The sequence below is a fragment of the Pseudomonas sp. WS 5027 genome (assembly GCF_012985695.1).
Lineage (GTDB): Bacteria > Pseudomonadota > Gammaproteobacteria > Pseudomonadales > Pseudomonadaceae > Aquipseudomonas > Aquipseudomonas hygromyciniae.
Map to the genome: position 1 here is coordinate 79,357 of NZ_JAAQWU010000006.1, position 22,978 is coordinate 102,334.

General features: G+C 61.3%; 14 protein-coding genes, 1 other RNA gene and 2 pseudogenes. 11 read left to right on the plus strand and 6 right to left on the minus strand.

Translation table 11 applies throughout. The features are described from left to right. Window positions 1-11 precede the first annotated feature (11 nt). Window positions 12-2,411 (plus strand): GGDEF domain-containing protein, encoded by a 2,400-nt coding sequence (locus HBO09_RS09705; protein WP_169992605.1) that lies wholly within the window; start codon window positions 12-14, stop codon window positions 2,409-2,411. A 240-nt stretch (window positions 2,412-2,651) separates the two neighbouring features. On the opposite strand, the gene dacB is transcribed toward HBO09_RS09705, so the two are convergent. Further along, entirely contained in the window at window positions 2,652-4,112 is a 1,461-nt protein-coding gene (dacB, locus tag HBO09_RS09710; protein ID WP_169992602.1) for a D-alanyl-D-alanine carboxypeptidase/D-alanyl-D-alanine-endopeptidase, read from the minus strand. Window positions 4,113-4,349: 237 nt separating this feature from the next. On the opposite strand from dacB, the gene HBO09_RS09715 reads away from it, so the two are divergent. Beyond that, entirely contained in the window at window positions 4,350-4,694 is a 345-nt protein-coding gene (locus HBO09_RS09715; RefSeq protein ID WP_003219101.1) for a YggL family protein, read from the plus strand. Between the two features lie 51 nt (window positions 4,695-4,745). Here HBO09_RS09715 and HBO09_RS09720 read toward each other — a convergent pair whose 3' ends face one another. After that, complete coding sequence (locus tag HBO09_RS09720; RefSeq protein WP_169992599.1) at window positions 4,746-5,936, minus strand: benzoate/H(+) symporter BenE family transporter; 1,191 nt, start codon at window positions 5,934-5,936, stop codon at window positions 4,746-4,748. A gap of 354 nt (window positions 5,937-6,290) precedes the next feature. On the opposite strand from HBO09_RS09720, the gene HBO09_RS09725 reads away from it, so the two are divergent. Next, window positions 6,291-7,055 carry a GntR family transcriptional regulator gene (locus HBO09_RS09725; RefSeq protein WP_029298219.1) on the plus strand — a complete coding sequence of 255 codons (765 nt, stop codon included), beginning with the start codon at window positions 6,291-6,293 and terminating at the stop codon, window positions 7,053-7,055. Between the two features lie 47 nt (window positions 7,056-7,102). Here the strand turns inward: HBO09_RS09725 and guaD are convergent, their stop codons facing one another. From guaD to xdhA, 4 genes are all read right to left on the minus strand, one after another. Then, window positions 7,103-8,407, minus strand: coding sequence for a guanine deaminase (gene guaD, locus HBO09_RS09730; protein ID WP_169992597.1), 1,305 nt, complete (start codon window positions 8,405-8,407; stop codon window positions 7,103-7,105). A gap of 7 nt (window positions 8,408-8,414) precedes the next feature. Then, complete coding sequence (gene xdhC / locus HBO09_RS09735; protein WP_169992595.1) at window positions 8,415-9,257, minus strand: xanthine dehydrogenase accessory protein XdhC; 843 nt, start codon at window positions 9,255-9,257, stop codon at window positions 8,415-8,417. 110 nt (window positions 9,258-9,367) lie between these two features. Continuing rightward, entirely contained in the window at window positions 9,368-11,767 is a 2,400-nt protein-coding gene (xdhB, locus tag HBO09_RS09740) for a xanthine dehydrogenase molybdopterin binding subunit (protein ID WP_169992593.1), read from the minus strand. Continuing rightward, window positions 11,760-13,208 carry a xanthine dehydrogenase small subunit gene (gene xdhA / locus HBO09_RS09745; protein ID WP_169992591.1) on the minus strand — a complete coding sequence of 483 codons (1,449 nt, stop codon included), beginning with the start codon at window positions 13,206-13,208 and terminating at the stop codon, window positions 11,760-11,762. Before xdhA ends, xdhB begins: the two co-directional genes overlap by 8 nt. A 267-nt stretch (window positions 13,209-13,475) precedes the next feature. On the opposite strand from xdhA, the gene HBO09_RS09750 reads away from it, so the two are divergent. From HBO09_RS09750 to ffs, 8 genes and pseudogenes are all read left to right on the plus strand, one after another. Further along, the gene (locus HBO09_RS09750) at window positions 13,476-14,135 is read left to right on the plus strand and encodes a GntR family transcriptional regulator (RefSeq protein ID WP_057439508.1); all 660 of its coding nucleotides are present in this window, start codon (window positions 13,476-13,478) and stop codon (window positions 14,133-14,135) included. Between the two features lie 2 nt (window positions 14,136-14,137). After that, window positions 14,138-17,626 (plus strand): chromosome segregation protein SMC, encoded by a 3,489-nt coding sequence (gene smc / locus HBO09_RS09755; RefSeq protein ID WP_169992589.1) that lies wholly within the window; start codon window positions 14,138-14,140, stop codon window positions 17,624-17,626. A 253-nt stretch (window positions 17,627-17,879) separates the two neighbouring features. Beyond that, complete coding sequence (gene zipA / locus HBO09_RS09760) at window positions 17,880-18,743, plus strand: cell division protein ZipA (RefSeq protein WP_169992588.1); 864 nt, start codon at window positions 17,880-17,882, stop codon at window positions 18,741-18,743. A gap of 88 nt (window positions 18,744-18,831) precedes the next feature. Continuing rightward, a complete protein-coding gene (gene ligA / locus HBO09_RS09765) occupies window positions 18,832-21,189 on the plus strand; it encodes an NAD-dependent DNA ligase LigA (protein ID WP_169992586.1) in 2,358 nt (785 codons plus the stop codon). 27 nt (window positions 21,190-21,216) lie between these two features. Next, window positions 21,217-21,300 (plus strand): annotated as a pseudogene (locus HBO09_RS28885) (outer membrane lipoprotein carrier protein LolA); the annotation flags it as partial. A gap of 81 nt (window positions 21,301-21,381) precedes the next feature. After that, a complete protein-coding gene (locus HBO09_RS09770) occupies window positions 21,382-22,545 on the plus strand; it encodes a putative zinc-binding metallopeptidase (protein ID WP_169992584.1) in 1,164 nt (387 codons plus the stop codon). Window positions 22,546-22,553: 8 nt separating this feature from the next. Then, a pseudogene (locus HBO09_RS29185) lies at window positions 22,554-22,640 on the plus strand (outer membrane lipoprotein carrier protein LolA); the annotation flags it as partial. A gap of 133 nt (window positions 22,641-22,773) precedes the next feature. Beyond that, an RNA gene (gene ffs, locus HBO09_RS09775) (signal recognition particle sRNA small type) lies at window positions 22,774-22,870 on the plus strand. The last annotated feature ends 108 nt before the right edge of the window (window positions 22,871-22,978 follow it).

Genomic DNA, 22,978 nt, shown 5'->3' on the forward strand with positions numbered 1-22,978 from the left:
GAGTTTTGCCTATGCCGTTGCAAGCCGTCCGCCCGAAAATACTGGGTTTTATCAGCGAACAGGCCTCGGCTTGGCTGGTGGCATCGGTGGTCTTGCTGGTGGGCGTGGTACTCACCGCCGTGCTGGCGTTGGCCACGGCCGATCTGCATCAGCAGGAGGTCCGCCAGCGTTTTCAGTTGTTGGTCAACGAACGCTATAGCCGCCTGGAAGAGCGTTTTGAAGACCAGGAACAGCGTCTGGGTAGCCTGCGGCGTTTTTTCGTCAATTCCCATACTGTTTCCCGCGAAGAGTTCGATGGGTTCGCCCAGCCGTTGCTTTTGCGCGCGCGCGCCTATGCCTGGGCGCCACGGATATTTCGCGATCAGCGCCAGGCGTTCGAACAACAAGTGTCACTCCAGCGTGGCGCGCCTTTCTCCATTCGCGAGCTGAACGACAACGGGACGCTCTTGCCGGCGGGCGAGCGCGACGAATATGTGCCGGTGTTGTATAGCCAGACCCAAAGCCTGATCGGCTCGCCCCTGGGGTTTGACTTGCTGGCCCAGCCACTGCGCCGCTCAACCGTCGAGCGGGCGTACCGTTCCGGGAGCATCGCCGTGTCCCAACCCATGTCGCTGGTGGGGGTGGAGCCGGCGTATACCATGGGGGTGTTGCTGGTAGCACCCGTCAGCCGACCGGGCACCGCGCAAATGTCCTACAACGAACCCTATGGTTTCGTCATGGCGGTGATCAGCATGCGCCAATTGGTGGCCGACGGCTTGCCCAAGCCTGCGCGGGACAATCTGGTGATGCAGATTGTCGATACCTCCGATGATCAGCAGCGAGTGTTGTATGAGTCGAATAACGCCGTGGGCGATAGCAGCCTGGAGGCAATCCGCCGGCTGACTCTGGGTGATCATGTCTACGCCCTGAGCCTGCGCCCCAGCCAGGTATTTGCCCAGGCCAATCACTCCGCAGTCATCAGTATCCTGACCATGGGTTGCTTGCTCAGCCTGTTGCTCAGTGCCTTGCTCTATGTACTGGTCAGCCAGCGTCAGCGGGCGGTGAGGCTGGTACAACAGCGCACTGCGCAATTACACCAGCGCGAGTATGAGCTGCGCGGCGCCCACGGCCAGTTGCGCAGCGTGCTCAACGCCGCGACCCAGGTGGCAATCATTGCCACGGATCTGCGGGGAGTGATCAACACCTTCAATGCCGGTGCCGAGCAGATGCTGGGTTATCCGGCGGGGCAGGTGCTCGGTCACATGACCCTCGAAAGCCTGCACCTGGCGCCGGAGCTGGAAACCCGCGCCGTGCAGTTGAGCCTCGCGCTGGGCAAACGGATCATGCCGGGCCAGGCGATGTTGGTGGAGGGTGCTGACAGCCTGCATGAGGCCCGGGAGTGGACGCTGGTACGCCAGGACGGCAGCCAGTTGACCGTGAACATGCTGGCGACGGCATTGCTTGACGATCATGGCTTATGGATCGGACACCTGGCGATCTGCCTGGATGTCACCGAGCAGAAACGCGCCTATGAGGCCCTGGCGGCGCGGGATCGCTTGCTGAAAAAGCTCAGTGCCCATGTGCCGGGCGGGATTTTCCAGTTCACCCTGGAGCCCAACGACAACTGGCGGTTTATCTACGCCAGCGACGGTATGCGCGATATCTATGAAATCGATCCGGGGCTGTTGCAACAGGATGCCAAACAAGTCTTCGAGCGTATTCATCCCCTCGATGCTGAACGTATCCGCGCCTCCATCCGCCTGTCAGCGCTGCAATTGAGCCATTGGCGCGAAGAGTATCGCGTGCAACTGCCAGGCCGTGGCTTGCGTTGGATCCGTGGCGAGGCGACGCCGGAAGAGTTACCCGGCGGCGGTACGCTATGGCATGGCTATGTGTCGGATATCTCCGATCTAAAGCGGGTGGAGGAGGAACTGCGGGCGCTGTCGATCACCGATTCATTGACGGGTATCCATAATCGCCGCTACTTCCAGGACCGGCTGAAGTCCGAGATGAGCCGGGTGCGGCGCACGTCGGGAGCGCTGGCCGTGATCATGCTGGACATCGATCACTTCAAGCGCATCAATGACCAGCACGGGCACGCCGCCGGAGATGGGGTATTGCAGGAGCTGTGTCGGCGGATCAGCCAGCGTTTGCGCCGCAGCGATGTGTTCTGTCGCCTGGGTGGCGAGGAGTTCATGGTGCTGTGTCCGAACACCGATGGCGTTCAGGCCTACAGCCTGGCGGTTGAATTGTGGGAAGTGCTGCGCAGTACGCCGATGGAGGGCGTAGGCACAGTGACGGCCAGTTTTGGCGTGGCCAGTTGGCGAGTCGATGACGGTGTGGATGGCTTGTTGTTGCGCGCGGATTCGGCAGTGTATGCGGCCAAGCAAGCGGGCCGGGATCGGGTTGAGGCGCAGCCGTTGCCCGCCTGATGGGCCGGTTGTGGCAAGCCGTCTAGAGTTTATTGTGGAAAACTCGCTGCTGTGGCGAGCGTGCTTGTTGTGGCGAGCGGGCTTGCCCCGCGCTGGGCTGCGAAGCAGCCCAAAAACCTGCCTTCGCGGTCTATCTGAAGGACCTTGGTGAGGCTAATGGGGGCTGCTTCGCACCCCAGCGCGGGCGATGCGGCGTTCCGACAAGCCCGCTCGCCACAACAAAGCTTGCTGGCAAGCTGTTTATAGGCCCGGTGCAGCAGCCGCCAGCTTCGGCTGGCGATACAGGTCCAGCAACACCTGGTCCAGCACCGACGATGCACCCCACGGCTTCGGATCGTTGAGGATCGCCACCACGGCCCAGGTATTGCCGTTGTTGTCACGGCTGAAGCCGGCAATGGCGCGCACGGTGTTCAGGGTGCCGGTCTTGACGTGCGCTTCGCCGCGCAGGGCCGTGGTTTTCAGGCGCTTGCGCATGGTGCCGTCACTGCCGGCAATCGGCATCGAGCTGATGAACTCTGCCGCATACGGGCTTCTCCAGGCGGCTTGCAGCATGGTCGCCATTTCCCGGGCGCTCACGCGTTCGGCACGGGACAGGCCGGAGCCGTTCTCCATCACCAGATGTGGTGCCGTTATGCCTTTTTTCGCCAGCCACTGGCGGACCACGCGCTGCGCGGCCTTGGCGTCGTCGCCGTCGGCATCGGTGCGGTATTGCGCGCCGAGGCTGAGGAACAGTTGCTGGGCCATGGTGTTGTTACTGTATTTATTGATGTCGCGAATGATCTCCGCCAGATCCGGGGAGAACGTCCGAGCCAGGACCTTGGCGGTTTTCGGCACCGGGGCCAGTACGTCGCGGCCCTGGATCGTGCCGCCCAATTCTTTCCAGATCGCCCGCACGGCGCCGGCGGTGTAGGTGGCATGGTCGAGCAGCGACAGATAAGTCTGCGAGCTGCAGCCATCGCCCAACTGGCCGCTGACCGTCACGGTGACGCTGCCGTCGGCGGCGGTGACCGGGTTGTAGCGCACGTCACCGGTGCACTGCTTGGCGTTGGTGGCCTTGACCTGATTGTCGATCTGGATGCTGGCAATCGGCGGTTCGACCGAAACCAGCACCCGGCCCGAATCATTGCGGGTCACGAAACGCAGGGCCTTGAGGTTGACCAGCAGGGCGTCCGGCTTGACCAGGAACGGTTTGTTGGCATCGTTGCCGTCGTCGTTGAATTCCGGCAATTGCGGTTGAATAAAGAAGCCGCGATCCAGGACCAGGTCGCCGGTGACTTGCTGTACGCCATTGGCGCGCAGGTCGCGCATCAGCAGCCAGAGTTTCTCCATGTTCAACTTGGGGTCGCCACCGCCCTTGAGGTACAGGTTGCCCCGCAGGACGCCGCCACTGAGGGTGCCGTCGGTGTAGAACTCGGTTTTCCACTGATGGTTGGGGCCGAGCATTTCCAGGGCGGCGTAGGTGGTGACCAGCTTCATGGTCGATGCCGGGTTGACCGAGACGTCCGCATTGAACACCGTGGCGGTGCCGGGGCCATTGAGCGGAATCATCACCAGGGACAGTGCATTGTTCTGCAGCTTGGCTTTCTGCAGGGCTTCCTGAACTTTAGGTGGCAAGGTGGTATTGATCGGGGCGGCGGTGACAGAGAGGGCCAGGGGCAAAAGGAAACTGGCGAGTAACAATGGGCGCAAGGATTTGATCATAAGAAGTAAGACCCTACTGCATAGGAGGGTGAATATAGCGGGGGCTATGTAAGAAAATCCCCCAGTGGTCATGAAAGTGTCGGCATTATGCCCCAAGGTGGGGCTACTTGTGCCTCAACGATAGCTGCAAATGACGGTTTTTTTTAGCCCTGACGTGCCACCCGTCTTGGATTGCCGGGCAATTCGCGCCTTAAACTGGTAGAGTGCCGGCCGTTAATACTTAAGAGGATTGTTCCAATGGCGACTAACCGTTCCCGGCGTCTGCGCAAAAAACTGTGCGTTGATGAATTTCAAGAGCTGGGTTTCGAACTGAACCTGGACTTCAAAGAAGGTTTGGACGATGAGGCGGTTGACGCTTTCCTCGAAGCATTCCTGACTGAAGCGATGGACGGCAATGGCCTGGACTACGTTGGCGGTGATGACTTCGGTCTGGTCTGCAAAGCCACCCGTGGTTCGGTCAACGAAGAACAGCGTGCGGCTGTTGAAGCGTGGCTCAAGGCTCGCCCAGAGCTGACCCGCGTTGAAGTCAGTGCACTGCTGGACGCCTGGCACCCAGAAAAGCCGATCAACCCGGCTGTCTGATGTCATGAAAAAGCGACCCGCCCGGGTCGCTTTTTCGTTTCAAGGTAATTATCAGGCCTTGCGCCAGTTCAGAATCACCAGCGTCAACACCCCCGCGACAATCCCCCAGAATGCCGAACCGATGGAGAACAGCGTCAACCCCGACGCCGTGACCATAAAGGTGATCAGCGCTGCTTCCCGTTCCTTGGGCTCATTCATGGCAATGCTCAGGCCATTGATGATCGAGCCAAACAACGCCAATGCCGCGATCGACAGCACCAGCTCCTTTGGCAATGCGGCGAACAACGCCGCCAGCGTGGCCCCAAATACCCCGGCGACCCCGTAGAAAATCCCGCACCACACGGCGGCGGTATAGCGCTTGTTGCGATCCTCATGGGCGTGGGGCCCGGTACAGATGGCCGCGCTGATGGCCGCCAGGTTGATACCGTGGGAGCCGAATGGCGCCAGCACCAGCGAGGCCAGGCCGGTGGCGGTGATCAGCGGCGAGGCTGGCACGTTGTAGCCATCGGCGCGCAGTACCGCGACGCCGGGCATGTTCTGCGAGGTCATCGCCACCACGAACAGCGGAATACCAATGCTGATGGTCGCCGCCAGGGAGAAGTGCGGTGTGGTCCACACCGGCGTCGCCACTTCCAGGCTGAACCCGCTGAAGTCCAGTAGCCCCATCAACCCGGACAAGGCGGTGCCGATCAGCAGCGCGGCCAGCACCGCATAGCGGGGCGACAGGCGCTTGATGATCAGGTAGGTAAAGAACATGCCCAGCACCAAGGCGGTGCGGTGCTGCGCGGCGACGAAAATCTCGCTGCCGATCTTGAACAGGATCCCGGCCAGCAGTGCGGCGGCCAGCGAGGCGGGAATCTTCTTGACCAGTTTTTCAAAGCTGCCAGTAAGGCCGCAGATCGTGACCAGCACCGCGCAGGTGATGTAGGCACCGATGGCCTCGCCGTAGCTGACCCCGCCCAGGCTGGTAATCAACAGCGCTGCGCCTGGGGTCGACCAGGCGATGGTGATGGGGGTGCGGTAGCGCAGGGACAAGCCGATGCTGCACACCGCCATGCCGATGGAGATCGCCCAGATCCACGAGGATATCTGTGCAGTGGTCAGGCCCGCGGCCTGGCCGGCCTGGAACATCAGCACCAGGGAGCTGGTATAGCCGGTCATCATGGCGATAAAGCCGGCGACGATAGCCGAAGGCGAAGTGTCGGCCAGTGGGCGCAAGGGCGCCTGGGTCGCGTCGGTCATGGAAAAGTCTTCCTTGTACCCGGCAACTTGTAGGCGCCGGCTTGCGGGCGAAGATCTTCAACGATGGCGCGGGCATTCTGGAGGAATGCGGCGCTCTCAGGTTCTTCGCGAGCAAGCTCGCTCCTACAGGGGCATCGGGGCAGCATTGATGGGTGGGGAAATCGTGGAATCAAGCCTAAACTCAAACGTAACTGACTGTTGCAATACAGCCGGCCGCGCAAACAGCCGTACAGTGTGTTGGCGCAACGGGTTGTGTACAATGTGCGCTGTTTTTACGCGATACTTGCCAGCGACCCGCTGTACCTTTATTACAGTCAACGTCAATTCGCCGCCGTTCTCCCGACCCGAGTGCCCATGAACGAACAGTTGCAGCCCCTCAAGAAACAGCCGCGAGCCGGTAAGGCCGGTCGCAGTGGAACCCAGGACGATATCGTCTACGCGCATATCTTCGAGGCCATCCTCGAACAACGCCTGGCGCCCGGTACCAAATTGAGTGAAGAAGCACTGGGCGAGATCTTTGGCGTTAGCCGCACCATCATCCGTCGCGCCTTGTCGCGCCTGGCCCATGAAGGCGTGGTGTTGCTGCGCCCCAATCGTGGTGCGGTCGTGGCAAGCCCTAGTGTCGAGGAAGCCCGCCAGGTGTTCCTGGCCCGGCGCCTGGTGGAGCGGGCGATCACCGAGCTGGCGGTACAGCATGCATCGACCGAAGAGCTGGCCGAACTGCGCCAGATGGTCAACGACGAGCGCGACAGCTTCTCCCGCGGTGACCGCGGCGCGGGTATCCGGCTATCCGGCGAGTTCCACCTGAAACTGGCCGAGGCGGCGAAGAATGCCCCGCTGATCAGCTTCCAGCGCAGCCTGGTGTCCCAGACCTCGCTGATCATCGCCCAGTATGAAAGCGGCAACCGCTCACACTGCTCCTACGACGAACACACCCAGTTGATCGACGCCATCGAGGCCCGGGATTCGGCGTTGGCGGTGAACCTGATGATGCATCACATGGATCACATCGACAGCAAGCTCAACCTCGATGAGGAAAGCGCGTCGGATGATTTGCATGCGGTGTTCTCGCATTTGCTGCAGACCAAGAAGCCAGGTCGCTCCTCGATCAAGCTGTAACCCCGATCAAACTGTGTAGGAGCTGGCAAGCCAGCTCCTACAGGGGATCAGCGTTGGTGTACCAGATTGCCCGCTGCATACGTCTGCATCACCGCCCGATCATCCCCCAGCGTCATCAGTACAAACAACGTCTCGGCTATGTTCTTGGCCTGCTTCAAGCGATAGCTGAGCAGTGGCGTGGCGTTGTAGTCCAGGACCAGAAAGTCTGCATCGGTGCCCGGCTGCAAGGTGCCGATCTTGTCTTCCAGGCGCAGCGCTTTTGCACCGCCCAGGGTCGCCAGGTACAGCGATTTGAACGGGCTCAGCCGTGCGCCCTGCAGTTGCATGACCTTGTAGGCCTCGTTCAGCGTCTGCAGCAGCGAGAAGCTGGTGCCGCCACCCACATCCGTGCCCAGGCCTACATTGAGCTGGTGCTTCTCGGCCATCGGCAGGTTGAACAAGCCGCTGCCCAGGAAAAAGTTCGAAGTCGGGCAGAACGCCACCGCTGAACCGGCTTCGGCCAGTCGCGCGCACTCGTTGTCGCACAGGTGCACGCCATGGGCGAACACCGAACGTTCCCCCAGCAGCTTGTAGTGGTCGTACACATCCAGGTAGCCACTGCGCTCTGGGAACAGCTCTTTGACCCATTGCACTTCCTGCAGGTTTTCACTGATGTGAGTCTGCATGTACAGGTCCGGGTATTCCCCCAGCAACTGGCCGGCGAGGGTCAGTTGTTCCGGTGTGCTGGTGGGGGCGAAGCGCGGGGTCACGGCGTAGTGCAAGCGGCCCTTGCCGTGCCAGCGCTCGATCAGCGCCTTGCTTTCCTGGTAGCCGGACTCGGCGGTGTCGGTCAGGTAGTCCGGGGCATTGCGGTCCATCATCACCTTGCCGGCGATCATGCGCAGGTCCAGCTTCTGGGCGGCCTCAAAGAATGAGTTCACCGATTGCGGATGCACGCTGCCAAACACCAGGGCAGTGGTGGTGCCGTTGCGCAGCAGTTCCTTGATAAAGATATCCGCCACTTCTTCAGCGTGGGCCTTGTCGGCGAACTGGCTTTCGCAAGGGAACGTATAGGTGTTCAGCCAATCGAGCAGTTGTTCGCCGTAGGCACCGACCATGCCGGTTTGCGGCAGGTGGATATGGGTGTCGATCAGGCCTGGGGTGATCAGCGCATCCTGGTAATGGGTGATTTCGATGTCGGCCGCCAGCGTCGGCAGCAGGTCGCTGGCATGCCCGAGGGCGCTGATCTGGCCGTTGTCGATCACCAGCAGGCCGTCTTCGAAATACTCATAGGAGGCTTCGATCCCAACGATGGCGGGGTCGGCGAGGCTGTGCAGGATGGCGGCACGGTAGGCTTTGCGAGTCAAAGGCATGGTCGTCTCAATTGATAGCTTGGCTGCGGCGCGAGGCCGGCAGCAGTTTGGCAATGGGTTCGGCACTCGCGGTGTGCTGGCCGAAGTTGGCGTTATAGGTGGCGATGATCTCGCCGGCGATGGAGATGGCGATTTCCACCGGCAGTTTGCCCTTCACCTCGGTGAGGCCCATGGGGCAGCGCATGCGTTGCAACTGCGCGGCCTCGAAGCCGCGCTCGCGCAGGCGGTGTTCGAACTTGACGCGCTTGGTCTGCGAACCGATCAGGCCAAAGTAGGCAAAATCATTGCGCTTGAGCAGGGCGGCGGTCAGTTCCAGGTCGAGCTGGTGATTGTGGGTCATGACGATGCAGTAACTGCCCACCGGCAGGTCGGCAATTTCGTCCACTGGCTCTTCGCTGACGATTTTACGCACGCCTTGGGGGATATGCTCCGGGAATTCCTGTTCCCGCGAGTCGATCCAGCGTACCCGGCACGGCAGGCTGGCCAGCAGCGGCACCAGGGCGCGGCCCACATGGCCGGCGCCGAATACGGCAATCTGCGCCTGCACTTGGCCCATGGGTTCGAACAGCAGCACGGTCACGCCGCCACAGCACTGGCCGAGGCTGGCCCCCAGGCTGAAGCGCTCCAGGTGAGTGTTGTGCTGGCCACGTACGAGCATGTCGCGGGCGATCTGCATGGCCTTGTATTCCAGGTGGCCGCCGCCGATGGTGTCGAAGGTGTGGGTGGCGCTGACGACCATCTTGGAGCCTGAGTTGCGCGGCGTGGAGCCCAGCTCTTCGATGATGGTCACCAGCACGCAGGGCTCGCCCTGGGTTTGCAGGTTGGCGAGGGCGCTGATCCAGTTGTTCATAGTCACCTCTTGTGGTGTCTGTCAGGCCGCCTTCGCGGGCAAGCCCGCTCCCACAGGGAAATGCATTCCAAATGTGGGAGCGGGCTTGCTCGCGAAGGCAGCGCCTCGGTCTAGAGCGAAGCCAACTCGGTTTCGGTTTCAACAGCCTTCGCAGCAGTCAACTGCCGCATCTGCTCACAGCCCCACAACACCCGCTCCGGCGTGGCCGGTGCATCGATCTTCGGCTGATGTCGATAGTCACCCAGGCTCGCCACCGCATCCTTGATCGCGCACCACGAGGCAATCCCGAGCATGAACGGCGGTTCACCCACGGCCTTGGAGTGGAACACCGTGTCTTCCGGGTTCTTGCGGTTTTCCACCAACTTCACCCGCAAATCCAGGGGCATGTCCGCCACTGCCGGAATCTTGTAGCTGGCCGGGCCATTGGTCATCAGCTTGCCCTTGTCGTTCCACACCAGCTCCTCCATGGTCAGCCAGCCCATGCCCTGGATAAAACCGCCCTCGACCTGGCCGATATCGATGGCCGGGTTCAGCGAGGCGCCCACATCGTGGAGGATGTCGGTGCGCAGCATCTTGTATTCGCCGGTCAGGGTATCGACGATCACTTCGCAGCAAGCCGCGCCGAAGGCGAAGTAGTAGAACGGTCGGCCCCGGGCCTGGCTGCGGTCGTAGAAGATTTTCGGGGTCTTGTAGAACCCGGTACTCGACAGCGAGACCTGGGCGAAATACGCCTGCTGGATCAGCTCCTCAAAGGTCAGGATCTGTTCGCGCACCCGCACATGGCCGTTGTGGAACTCAACATCGGCCTCGCTGACGTCGTATTTGCGCGCGGCAAATTCCACCAGGCGTTGCTTGATGGTCTCGGCGGCGTTCTGCGCGGCCTTGCCGTTAAGGTCGGCACCGCTGGAAGCAGCGGTCGGCGAGGTGTTGGGCACCTTGTCGGTATTGGTCGCGGTGATCTGTACCCGGTCGATTTCCACCTGGAAGATCTCGGCCACCACTTGCGCGACCTTGATGTTCAGGCCCTGGCCCATTTCGGTGCCGCCGTGGTTCAGGTGGATGCTGCCGTCGGTGTAGATATGGATCAAGGCGCCGGCCTGGTTGAGGAAGCTGGCGGTAAACGAAATGCCGAACTTGACCGGGGTCAGCGCCAGGCCTTTTTTCAGGATCGGGCTGTTGGCGTTATAGCGACGAATGGCTTCGCGGCGCTCGGCATATTGGCTGCTGGCTTCCAGTTCGGCGGTCATCTCTTCGAGCATATTGTGCTCGACGGTCTGGTAGTAATGGGTGACGTTGCGCTCGGTCTTGCCGTAGTAGTTGGCCTTGCGCACGGCCAGCGGGTCCAGCGCCAGATGGCGGGCGATGGCGTCCATCACTTCCTCGATGGCGACCATGCCTTGGGGGCCGCCGAAGCCGCGATACGCGGTGTTGGACGCGGTGTTGGTCTTGCAGCGGTGGCCGTTGACCGTGGCATCGCCCAGGTAATAGGAGTTGTCGGAGTGGAACATCGCACGGTCGACAATCGAGTTCGACAGGTCCGGTGAGCAACCGCAGTTACCGGCCAGGTCCAGATTGATCCCGTGCAGGCGCCCGTTGTCGTCGAAGCCCACGTCGTATTCGATATAGAACGGGTGGCGCTTGCCGGTCATCAGCATGTCTTCGACCCGCGGCAGGCGCATCTTGGTCGGCTGGCCGGTCAGGCGCGCAACCACCGCACACAGGCATGCCGGGCTGGCGGCCTGGGTTTCCTTGCCACCAAAACCACCGCCCATGCGGCGCATATCGACAACGATCTTGTTCATCGACACGTCCAGCACTTCGGCCACCAGCTTCTGCACTTCGGTGGGGTTCTGGGTGGAGCAGTAGACGATCATGCCGCCGTCTTCGGTGGGCATCACCGAGGAGATCTGGGTTTCCAGGTAGAAGTGTTCCTGACCACCGATATGCAGGGTGCCCTGGATACGGTTTTTCGCGCTCGCCAGGGCGCCTGCCGAATCTCCGCGCTGGTGGGTGTGGCTGTCCAGCACGAAGTGTTTTTTGCGAAAGGCCTCGACCACATCCAGCACCGGTTCCAGGTCTTCGTATTCGATCACCGCCGCCATGGCGGCCTTGCGCGCGGTCTCCAGGTCGCGGGCTGCGACGGCCAGCACCACCTGGCCGACGAACTGCACGGTATCGATGGCCAGCAACGGGTCGCCGGGCATCAGCGGGCCGATGTCTTTCAGGCCCGGCACGTCTTCGTGGGTGATGACGATCCGCACACCGTCGAAGGCGTAGCAGGGCGCGGTGTCGATACTCAGGATGCGGGCGTGGGCGCGGTCGGACATGCGCGCATACAGGTGCAGCTGGTTGGGGAATTCCAGACGGTCATCGATGTACTGCGCTTCGCCCGACACATGCTTGGCGGCGCTGTCATGCTTGACGCTGCGCCCGACCCCGGACGTCAGGTCCTGGGCAAACAGCGCAGCCATTTCGGCTTGGGTTTTTACCACGGCGTGATGGTTAGACATAAGCGGTCACCCGAGTCTCGATGTGCGGTGTTTGCAGTTCGATGAAGTATTTGCGCAGCAGGTTCTGGGCGCTGAGCAGGCGGTATTCCTTGCTCGCACGGAAGTCCGACAGCGGGGTGAAGTCCTCGGCCAGGGCCGCGCAGGCCTTCTCCACGGTGGCGCTGTTCCAGGTGGCGCCGATCAGCACCGCTTCGCAGTGTTGCGCACGTTTGGGCGTGGCGGCCATACCGCCGAAGGCCACGCGGGCATCGCTGATCACGCCGTTGTCGAGCTTCAGGTTGAAGGCCGCACACACCGCAGAAATATCATCGTCCAGGCGCTTGGAAACCTTGTAGGCGCGGAACAGCGCATGGCCCTTGGGCACGATGATTTTCTCGATGAACTCGCTGTCCTGGCGGGCGGTGACGCGGTAGTCGATAAAGTAGTCTTCCAGGGCCAGGGTGCGGCGCACGTTGCCCTTGCACAGCACAATCTGCGCGCCAAGGGCGATCAGCAGCGGCGGCGAGTCACCGATGGGCGAGGCGTTGCCGATATTGCCACCGAGGGTGCCCTGGTTGCGGATTTGCAGAGACGCGAAGCGGTGCAGCAGGTCGCCGAAATCGGGGTATTCGTGGTGCAGTGCGCTGTAGCAGTCGGAGAGGGCGGTGGCGGCGCCGATTTCCAGGCGGTCGTCAAAGGTCTCGATGCGTTTCATGGCCTCGATGTTGCCGACGTAAATCATCACCGGCAACGTACGGTGGAACTGGGTGACTTCCAGCGCCAGGTCGGTGCCACCGGCCAGCAGCCGGGCTTGGGGATAGGCGTCGTAGAGGTCGGCCAGGTCGGCGACGGTCAGGGGCACCAGGCAGCGTTTGTCGCCACTGTTCAGTTCTCCGGTTTGCGTCGGTGCGATGGACTTGAGGCGGGCAATGGTCTGCGCCTCGCGGCTGTCGAACTGGTCCTGGGGTTTGTTGCAACAGGCTTGTTCGGCGGCGGCCAGGATCGGACGGTAGCCGGTGCAGCGACACAGGTTGCCGGCCAGGGCTTCGTGGGCCTTGGCGCTGTCCGGGGCGTCGCTGTTTTTTTGCAGGGCAAACAGCGACATCACAAAGCCTGGGGTGCAAAAGCCGCATTGCGAGCCATGGCAATCGACCATGGCCTGTTGCACGCTGTGCAGTTGGCCCTGGTGCTTGAGGTCTTCGACAGTCACCAGTTGCTTGCCGTGCAGGGACGAGACAAAGGTCAGGCACGAATTGAGGCTGCGATAGCGAATCTGCTCGGCGCCTTGCTCGTCGGTATGCAGCTCGCCCACCACCACGGTACAGGCGCCACAGTCGCCGCTGGCGCAGCCTTCCTTGGTTCCGGATTTGCCCAGATGCTCACGCAGATAGTTGAGCACAGTCAGGTTTGGGTCCAGGGCATGCTCGCTACGGAGCTCCTGGTTTAGTAAAAACTGGATCACGGAAGGCCTCGCAGACTCATTATTGTTGTTAACCGCTTTGCGCCGAATCTAGTCATGTCTGACTTTTCGGTCAACGATTTTCTGACCGAAAGGTCAAGAAAATGCGATTGCAACACCTTTGATTATGGTTCAGATCCTTGTAACCGCCGTTTTAAGCGGTGCCTGGGCTTTGTCGTGTGCTTATTTCATGCCAAATTCGGCGTTGTCGGCCCAGCGATTGCGCTACACTGCCGCCCTTGTACCGATAGAAGATTTTGAAGGGAAAACATGACGTTCAAGGCGCCGGACAGTCTCGCCGAGCAAATCGCTCACCACCTCGCCGAGCGCATTATTCGCGGCGATCTCAAGCCTGGGGAGCGGATCCAGGAACAGAAAGTCACCCTGGCACTCAACGTCAGCCGTGGCTCCGTGCGCGAAGCCTTGCTGATCCTTGAGCGGCGGCACCTTATCGCCATCTTGCCGCGCCGTGGGGCACACGTCACCGAACTCACCGCGCATAAGGTGCAGAGCCTGTGCACGCTGATGAGCGAGCTGTACATCCTGCTGGGCAACGCGGTCGCCGAGGGCTGGCAGACCCAGGCCGACATGGCGCCCTTCGTGCAGATCCAGCAACGGCTGGTGAGCAATTTCGAGCGCCAGGACATCCGCGCCTTCGTCGAAGAATGCTTCAACGTGATGCGCGCCGCGTACCCCTTCGCCAATAACCCGTACCTGCAGGAAACCGTCGAGAACCTGCAGCCGGCGATGAACCGCGCCTATTACCTGGCCCTGGATCAGCGCAAGGCATCGATGAGCGAGTACCTGGCACTGTTCGAGCAACTGCTCGCCGCCGTACTGGCCCGTGACCTGCCGCAGATTCGCCAAGTGCTGTCGGCCTATGGCCAGCGCAGTTGTTCACTGGTCATTGCAGCCCTGGCGGACGCCTAAGCGTGCGGCTCAAGTGCATCAAACTGGCGGGGTTCAAATCCTTCGTCGACCCGACCACGGTGAACTTCCCCAGTAACATGGCGGCAGTGGTCGGGCCCAATGGCTGCGGCAAGTCGAACATTATCGACGCCGTGCGCTGGGTGATGGGCGAGAGCTCCGCGAAAAACCTGCGTGGCGAGTCGATGACCGACGTCATCTTCAACGGTTCCACCAGCCGCAAGCCAGTGAGCCAGGCCAGCATCGAACTGGTGTTCGACAACTCCGACGGCACCCTGGTGGGCGAGTACGCCGCCTACGCGGAAATTTCCATCCGCCGCAAAGTGACGCGCGACAGCCAGAACAGTTACTTCCTCAATGGCACCAAGTGCCGGCGCCGTGACATTACCGACATCTTCCTCGGCACCGGCCTGGGCCCGCGCAGCTACTCGATCATCGAGCAAGGCATGATCTCCAAGCTGATCGAAGCCAAGCCCGAGGACCTGCGCAACTTTATCGAGGAAGCGGCCGGCATCTCCAAGTACAAGGAGCGCCGTCGCGAGACCGAAAACCGTATCCGCCGAACCCACGAAAACCTGGCGCGCCTGACTGACCTGCGTGAGGAGCTGGAGCGCCAGTTGGAGCGCCTGCACCGCCAGGCCCAGGCCGCGGAGAAGTATCAGGAGTACAAAGGCGAAGAGCGCCAGCTCAAGGCGCAACTGTCGGCCCTGCGCTGGCAGGCCTTGAATGACCAGGTGGGCCAGCGCGAAGCGATCATCGGCACCCAGGAAATCAGCTTCGAAGCCCTGGTTGCCGAACAACGCAACGCCGACGCCAGCATCGAGCGCCTGCGCGACGGTCACCATGACTTGTCCGAGCGCTTCAACCTGGTGCAGGGCCGCTTCTATTCGGTGGGCGGCGACATTGCACGGGTCGAACAGAGCATCCAGCACGGCCAGCAGCGCCTGCGCCAGTTGCAGGATGACCTGAAGGAAGCGGAGCGGGCGCGGCTGGAAACCGAATCCCACCTGGGGCATGACCGCACTTTGCTGCTGACCCTTGGGGAGGAGCTGGACATGCTCACCCCCGAGCAGGCAATCACCAGCGCCGCCGCTGAGGAAGCCGCCGCTGCGCTGGAGGAATCGGAAACCACCATGCACGGCTGGCAGGAGCAGTGGGACGCTTTCAACCTGCGCTCCGCCGAGCCACGGCGCCAGGCGGAGGTGCAGCAGTCGCGCATCCAGCAACTGGAAACCAGCATGGAGCGCCTGGCCGAGCGCCAGCGCCGGGCCCTGGAGGAGCGCGCATTGCTCGCCTCTGCTCCGGAAGACGCGGCGATCATGGCGCTGAGCGAGCAGTTGGCCGAAAGCGAAATGACCCTGGAAGAGCTGGAGGCCAGCGAAGAACAGCAAGTTGAGCGCCTGGAGCAATTGCGCCAGGAGCTGCATCAGGCGACCCAGGCGCAGCAGCAGGCCCAGGGCGATTTGCAGCGCCTCAATGGTCGTTTGGCCTCCCTTGAAGCCTTGCAGCAAGCTGCATTGGACCCCGGCACCGGCACCGCAGAATGGCTGCGCGACCAGCACCTGGCCGAACGCCCGCGCCTGGCCGAAGGCTTGAAGGTTGAAGCCGGTTGGGAGTTGGCCGTGGAAACCGTGCTGGGTGCGGACCTGCAAGCCGTGTTGGTGGACGATTTCGGCGGCTTTGATCTGGCGAGCTTTGCTCAAGGCGATTTACGCCTGCTCAGCCCCGCAGCCGATGGCACCCGCGTGCCGGGCAGCCTATTGGATAAAGTCGAGGCGCAGATTGACCTGTCGCCATGGCTGGGCTTGGTAAAACCGGTGGATTCTTTGGAGCAGGCCTTGGCGTTGCGAGGCCAATTGGCCTCTGGCGAAAGCCTGATCAGCCGCGACGGCTACTGGGTTGGCCGGCACTTTTTGCGGGTGCGTCGCGCCAGTGAAGCCGAAAGTGGCGTATTGGCCCGTGGCCAGGAAATCGTCAACCTGAGTGCCGAGCGCGAAGAGCGCGAGGCCACTCTGGAGTCTCTGGAAACTCAGCTGCAAACCCTGCGCGCCACCCAGCGCCAGCAAGAGACCGGGCGCGAGCACTTGCGTCGTCTGTTGCAGGATGAAGCGCGCCAGCAGGGCGAATTGAAAGCCCAGCTTTCAGCCAGCAAGGCCAAGGCCGAACAATTGACCCTGCGCCGTACCCGGCTCGACGAAGAAGTGGCCGAGATGGGCGAGCAGCGCGCCCTCGAACATGAACAAGTCGGCGAAGCGCGCCTGCAGTTGCAGGAGGCCCTCGACAGCATGGCCCTCGACACCGAGCAGCGCGAACTGTTGCTGGCCCAGCGTGACAGCCTGCGCGAGCGCCTCGATCGCGTACGCCAGGAAGCGCGCCAGCATAAGGATCACGCCCATCAGTTGGCCGTGCGCCTCGGCTCGTTGCGCGCCCAGCACGACTCCACGCGCCAGGCCCTGGAACGCCTGGAGATGCAATCCGAACGACTGACGGAAAAGCGCGAGCAACTGAGCCTCAACCTGGAGGAGGGCGAAGCGCCGCTGGAAGAGCTGCGCTTGAAGCTCGAGGAGTTGCTCGACAAGCGCATGAGCGTCGACGAAGAACTCAAGACCGCACAAATCGCCCTGGAAGATGCCGACCGCGAACTGCGGGACGCCGAAAAGCGCCGGACCCAGGCCGAGCAGCAGTCGCAATTGATCCGCAGCCAACTCGAACAGCAGCGCATGGAATGGCAAGCCCTCACGGTGCGCCGCAAAACCCTGCAGGACCAGTTGCTGGAAGATGGCTACGACCTGCACGGCGTACTCAATACATTGACCGCCCAGGCCAACGAGAAAGAAGCCGAAGAAGAACTTGAGCGCATTGCTGCACGTATCCAACGACTCGGCGCGATCAATCTCGCGGCCATCGATGAATACCAGCAGCAGTCCGAGCGTAAACGTTATCTGGATGCCCAAGACGCCGATCTGGTGGAAGCCCTCGACACTTTGGAAAACGTCATTCGCAAGATCGACAAGGAAACCCGTAACCGCTTCAAAGATACCTTTGATCAGATTAATGGCGGTTTACAGGCCCTATTCCCAAAAGTTTTCGGTGGTGGCAGCGCTTACTTGGAACTGACGGGCGAAGATCTACTCGATACAGGGGTAACGATCATGGCGCGGCCTCCGGGCAAGAAGAACAGCACCATCCATTTGTTGTCCGGCGGCGAGAAGGCCCTGACTGCATTGGCGTTGGTATTTGCCATCTTCAAGTTGAACCCGGCACCGTTCTGCATGCTCGACGAAGTTGACGCGCCGCTGGATGACGCTAACGTTGGACGATATGCCCGCTTGGTTAAAGAGATGTCCCAGACGGTGCAGTTCATCTATATCACCCACAACAAGATCGCCATGGAAATGGCTGATCAACTGATGGGGGTGACCATGCATGAACCGGGATGTTCAAGACTGGTAGCGGTGGATGTCGAAGAGGCTATGGCGATGGTGGAAAGTTAGCGGCAAGTTGCTAGCTTCGAGCGGCAACAGCGTCGGCTTGAAGCTTAGGGTTTGTAGCTTAATTCCTGCGTCAGCCGACACATTTTGCGCCAACTGTGTAAAGTTATCTTTGGTCGTGCTAGTTTAATGTCAATTTTTCGTATGCGTGGGCAAAACGTCAGTCAGAACATAGAGTTGGCGCCACGTTTTAAAGCGGTTTGCACGGTGCTAAACCCCTTATTTTTCAGCATTTTTTATAGAGGCAAGGGATTACATGGAAATCGGTCTGCGCGAGTGGCTGATCGTCATCGGCATTGTTGTAATCGCCGGTATTCTTTTTGATGGCTGGCGCCGTATGCGCGGCGGCAAGGGCAAGCTGAAATTCCGTCTGGACCGAAACCTGTCCAATCTGCCCGACGACGATGGCGCTGCCGAGCTGCTGGGGCCGCCCCGCGTCCTGGATACCCATAAAGAGCCACAACTGGACGAACACGACTTGCCGTCGATGAGCGCACCGCTGCGTGAAGCCCGCGAGCCGTCGTCCAAGCGCGGCAAGCGTGGCAGCGCTGGCGTGGCCGAGCCGCATCAGGGTGACCTGAACCTCGACGTCGACGAAGGCCCGAGCTTCAGCAGCCGTGATGGTGATTTCCCGGATGAAAGCCCGGCCAAGAGCGCGCCGCGTGAGTCCGCCAAGGATCAGCCGGCAGCTGAAGAAGTACTGGTGATCAGCGTGATCTGCCGCGATGCGGCCGGCTTCAAGGGCCCTGCGTTGTTGCAGAACATCCTGGAAAGCGGCCTGCGTTTTGGCGAGATGGATATTTTCCACCGTCACGAAAGCATGGCCGGCAATGGCGAAGTGCTGTTCTCCATGGCCAATGCGGTCAAGCCGGGCACTTTCGACCTGGACGATATCGACCTGTTCAGCACCCCGGCGGTGAGCTTCTTCCTTGGCCTGCCAGGCCCGCGTCACCCGAAACAGGCGTTCGACGTCATGGTGGCCGCAGCCCGCAAGCTGTCCCAGGAGCTCAACGGCGAGCTCAAGGATGACCAGCGCAGCGTGCTGACCGCCCAGACCATCGAGCACTACCGTCAGCGCATCGTCGAGTTCGAGCGTCGTGCCCTGACACAGAAACGCTGAGGATTGGTCCTCAGCGTTGTCAGTAGAATTAAGCGCACTAACATATTGAGCAGCTTCGGCTGCTCTTTTGCTTTATGAGAGAACACCCATGACCGCCGCCCACACCCGCATCCTCGAACTGCGCGCTGAACTGGATCAGCACAACTACCGTTACCACGTCCTCGATGAACCGAGCATCCCGGACGCCGAGTACGACCGGTTGTTCCACGAACTCAAGGCGCTGGAAGCCGAGCATCCGGATCTGGTGACCCGCGATTCGCCGACGCAGCGGGTGGGCAGCGCGGCGTTGTCGGCCTTTACCCAGGTACGTCATGAGATCCCGATGCTCAGCCTGGGCAACGCCTTCGATGAAACCACCATGCTGGAGTTTGATCGCCGGGTCACCGAGGGCCTCGACCTGCCGGTGGGCGATCTGTTTGGCGGTGGCGCGGCGGTGGAATACAGCTGTGAGCCGAAGCTTGATGGCCTGGCGGTCAGCTTGTTGTATCAGGACGGTGAACTGGTGCGCGGCGCGACCCGTGGCGACGGCACCACCGGCGAAGACATCAGCGTGAATGTGCGCACCGTGCGCAATATCCCGTTGAAACTACACGGCACAGGTTGGCCGGCGACCCTGGAAGTGCGCGGCGAAGTATTCATGTCCAAGGCCGGTTTCGAGCGCTTGAATGCCACGCAACTGGAAGTCGGCGGCAAGACCTTCGCCAACCCGCGCAACGCGGCGGCGGGCAGCCTGCGCCAACTCGACTCGAAGATTACCGCCAGCCGTCCCTTGGAGTTCTGCTGCTATGGCGTGACCACGGATATCAGTGACACCCACATCGGCAACCTGCAGCAGTTGCAGAAGTGGGGCATGCCTATCAGTCATGAGCTGAAGCTGGCCAAGGGCATCGAGGATTGCCTGGCGTACTACCGCGATATCGGTGAGCGGCGTAACAGCCTGCCGTATGAAATCGACGGGGTGGTGTTCAAGGTCAACAGTATTGCCTACCAGCGTGAACTGGGCTTTCGCGCCCGCGAGCCGCGCTGGGCCATTGCCCATAAGTTTCCGGCGATGGAAGAACTGACCGAGTTGCTGGACGTTGAATTCCAGGTCGGCCGCACCGGCGCCGTGACGCCGGTGGCGCGCTTGAAGCCGGTCAAGGTGGCTGGTGTCACTGTGTCCAATGCGACGTTGCACAACATGGACGAAGTGGCGCGCCTGGGTTTGATGATCGGCGACACCGTGATCATCCGCCGTGCGGGGGATGTGATCCCACAGGTCGTGTCGGTCGTAACTGAGCGTCGCCCGGAAAATGCCCGCGCGGTACAGATTCCTGAGAGCTGTCCGGTGTGTGGGTCCCATGTGGAGCGCACGCAACTGGTCAAGCGCAGCAAGGGCAAGGAAACCGTCAGCGAAGGCGCGGTGTATCGCTGTGTCGGGCGCCTGGCCTGTGGTGCGCAGCTCAAGCAGGCGATCATTCATTTCGTCTCGCGACGGGCGATGGATATCGATGGCTTGGGCGACAAGACCATCGAGCAGTTGGTCGATGAAAAGCTTATCGGCTCGCCGGCTGACCTGTACAAGCTCAAGTACGAGCAGATCATCGACCTGGAAGGCTTCGCCGATGTTTCCAGCAAGAAGCTGATCGCCGCTATCGAAAACAGCAAGAGCCCGACCCTGGCACGGTTTATCTACGCCCTGGGTATTCCCGATGTGGGCGAGGAAACCGCCAAGGTGCTGGCGCGCTCCCTGGCGTCCCTTGAGCGCGTGCAGCAAGCCTTGCCGGAAGTGCTGACGTACTTGCCGGATGTTGGCCTGGAAGTGGCTCACGAGATCCACAGTTTCTTTGAAGACAGTCACAACCAGCAGGTGATCGGCGCGCTGCTGTCGCCGGACGAATGCGCGCTGGTCTTGCAGGATCAGGGCGAGCTCAGCGCTGAGTTCGCCGCCAGCACCACCTTGGGCGGCCTTCTCGACAAGTTGCACGTGCCTTCCGTGGGGCCGGGTGCTGCGCAGAAGTTGGCGGACAAGTTCGGCTCCCTGGAGGGTGTTATCCAGGCCGACTGGCTGGACATGCGTCAGGCGCTACCGGAGAAGCAGGCCAAGGCGGTGCGGGAGTTCTTCGACAATCCGGACAACGCTCGTCGTGCGCTGGCCATCGAGCAGCAGCTCAAGGACTTCGGTATGCACTGGCAGAGCGAGAAGAAGGTGGTCGAGGGCTTGCCTGAAGCGGGTCACACCTGGGTACTGACCGGCTCGCTGGAGTTGATGAGCCGCGACGTGGCCAAGGAAAAGCTCGAAAGCCTGGGCGCCAAAGTGGCAGGCTCGGTATCGGCGAAAACCCATTGCGTGGTCGCAGGGCCGGGCGCCGGGTCGAAATTGGCCAAGGCCAGCGAGCTGGGGTTGAAGGTCTTGGATGAGGAGGCTTTCGTCGCCTTCCTGGCCAAGCACCACATCGCTGTCTGATACCGGCCCGATCTTGTAGCAGCGAGCTTGCTCGCGAAAAACCTCAACGATAACGCGGGGTATCTGGTTCCCCGTGGCGGTCTCAGGTTCTTCGCGAGCAAGCTCGCTCCTGCAAGGGACTGATTGCATCCACTTTGAACGATCTTGCGTGGGGAATGATCTAGTCTTGGGCACGCCCCTGGAGAGATCGTCATGTTCCGCTACTTCGAGCAACTCAGTTCGCGCATTGCAGCGCCGTTCACGGCGGGCCCGTCGCGCAACAGCAAGGTGTGGCAGTGCCGTTGCGGGCAGTCGCTGTTCTTTCGCAACAGCCAGTGCCTGGCCTGCTCGGCGCTGTTGGGCTACTTGCCCCAGCAAAGCCGGCTGTCGTCCCTGCAGTCGGGGCCCGTCGTCGATACTTGGCTCCAGGACGACAACCTCGACGCCGGTGCCTTTCGCCGCTGCGCCAACCTCGACACACCGGCCGCCTGCAACTGGCTGATCCCGGCGTACAGCACCGCGCCGCTGTGTGTGGCGTGCAGTCTCAATCGCACCATCCCCGACCTGTCGATCCCGGAAAACCACGAGCGCTGGCGCAAAGTCGAAACCGCCAAGCGCCGGCTGGTGGCGCAACTGATCAGCCTGGGGTTGCAAGTCATCCCCAAAACGGTTGATGAAGACAGCGGCCTGGCATTTGACTTCGTGGGCATCGACCTGGAAGGCAAGGCTCCCACAACAGGGCATGCCAATGGCCTGATCACCCTGGATATCAAGGAAGCCGACGACGAGCATCGTGAGAAAATTCGCGTGCAGATGCGCGAGCCTTACCGCACCTTGCTCGGCCATTTTCGACATGAGGTGGGTCACTATTACTGGGATCGCCTGATCGCCGACAGCCACTGGCTTGAACTCTTTCGCAACCTGTTCGGCGATGAGCGCGCCAGCTATGCCGACGCCCTCGATCAGCATTACCAGAACGGCCCGCGCCCAGACTGGCAGCAAACCTGCGTCAGCGCCTATGCCACCATGCACCCGTGGGAAGACTGGGCGGAAACCTGGGCCCACTATCTGCATATGATGGACGCGGTCGACACGGCCCTGGGGTTTGGCATGAGTGCGCGGGAGATGGATCTGGACTATCAGCCGTTTCCCCTCACGACCCTCTATGACCCTGAGCATCCTGGCGGGGCAGCGTTTCTGTCATTCGTCAACGCTTGGATCGAGCTGGCCGGCATGCTTAACGAACTGTCCCGCAGCATGGGGCAGCCGGACTTCTATCCGTTCGTGCTGCCGCCGGCGGTGATCGCCAAGCTGCATTTCATTCACTTGGTGATCCAGGAAGAGGGCGGTCGGGCCGACGAAGCCGTTCATCTGTAGGAGCGAGCTTGCTCGCGAAGATCGTTAACGATAACGCGGGCATTCTGGATGAATGTGGAGCATCCGGATTCTTCGCGAGCAAGCTCGCTCCTACAGGGCTTCTACGAAACCAGTGGGCAAGTACTTGAACCTCATAAGATTTTTAAACCTGAACTGACGGTTGTAACTTCCGATGAGATCGGTACAATGGCCCCGCTTGCCGAGAGGCCAGCGTCGTTATGGTGATCCCATCGGTCCCCCCGCAACGATTACCCGTGAACCTGGTCAGATCCGGAAGGAAGCAGCCACAGCGGGAACATTGTGTGCCGGGGTGTGGCTGGTGGGGTTGCCTCCATAACGCTCTCCTTCGCAACACCCTCCTGTTTGCATCAATGTTCAAACCGATAGAATTCTTCGCCTGTCCCAGTCTGTTGTCCGGGGCAAAGCAGCCGTA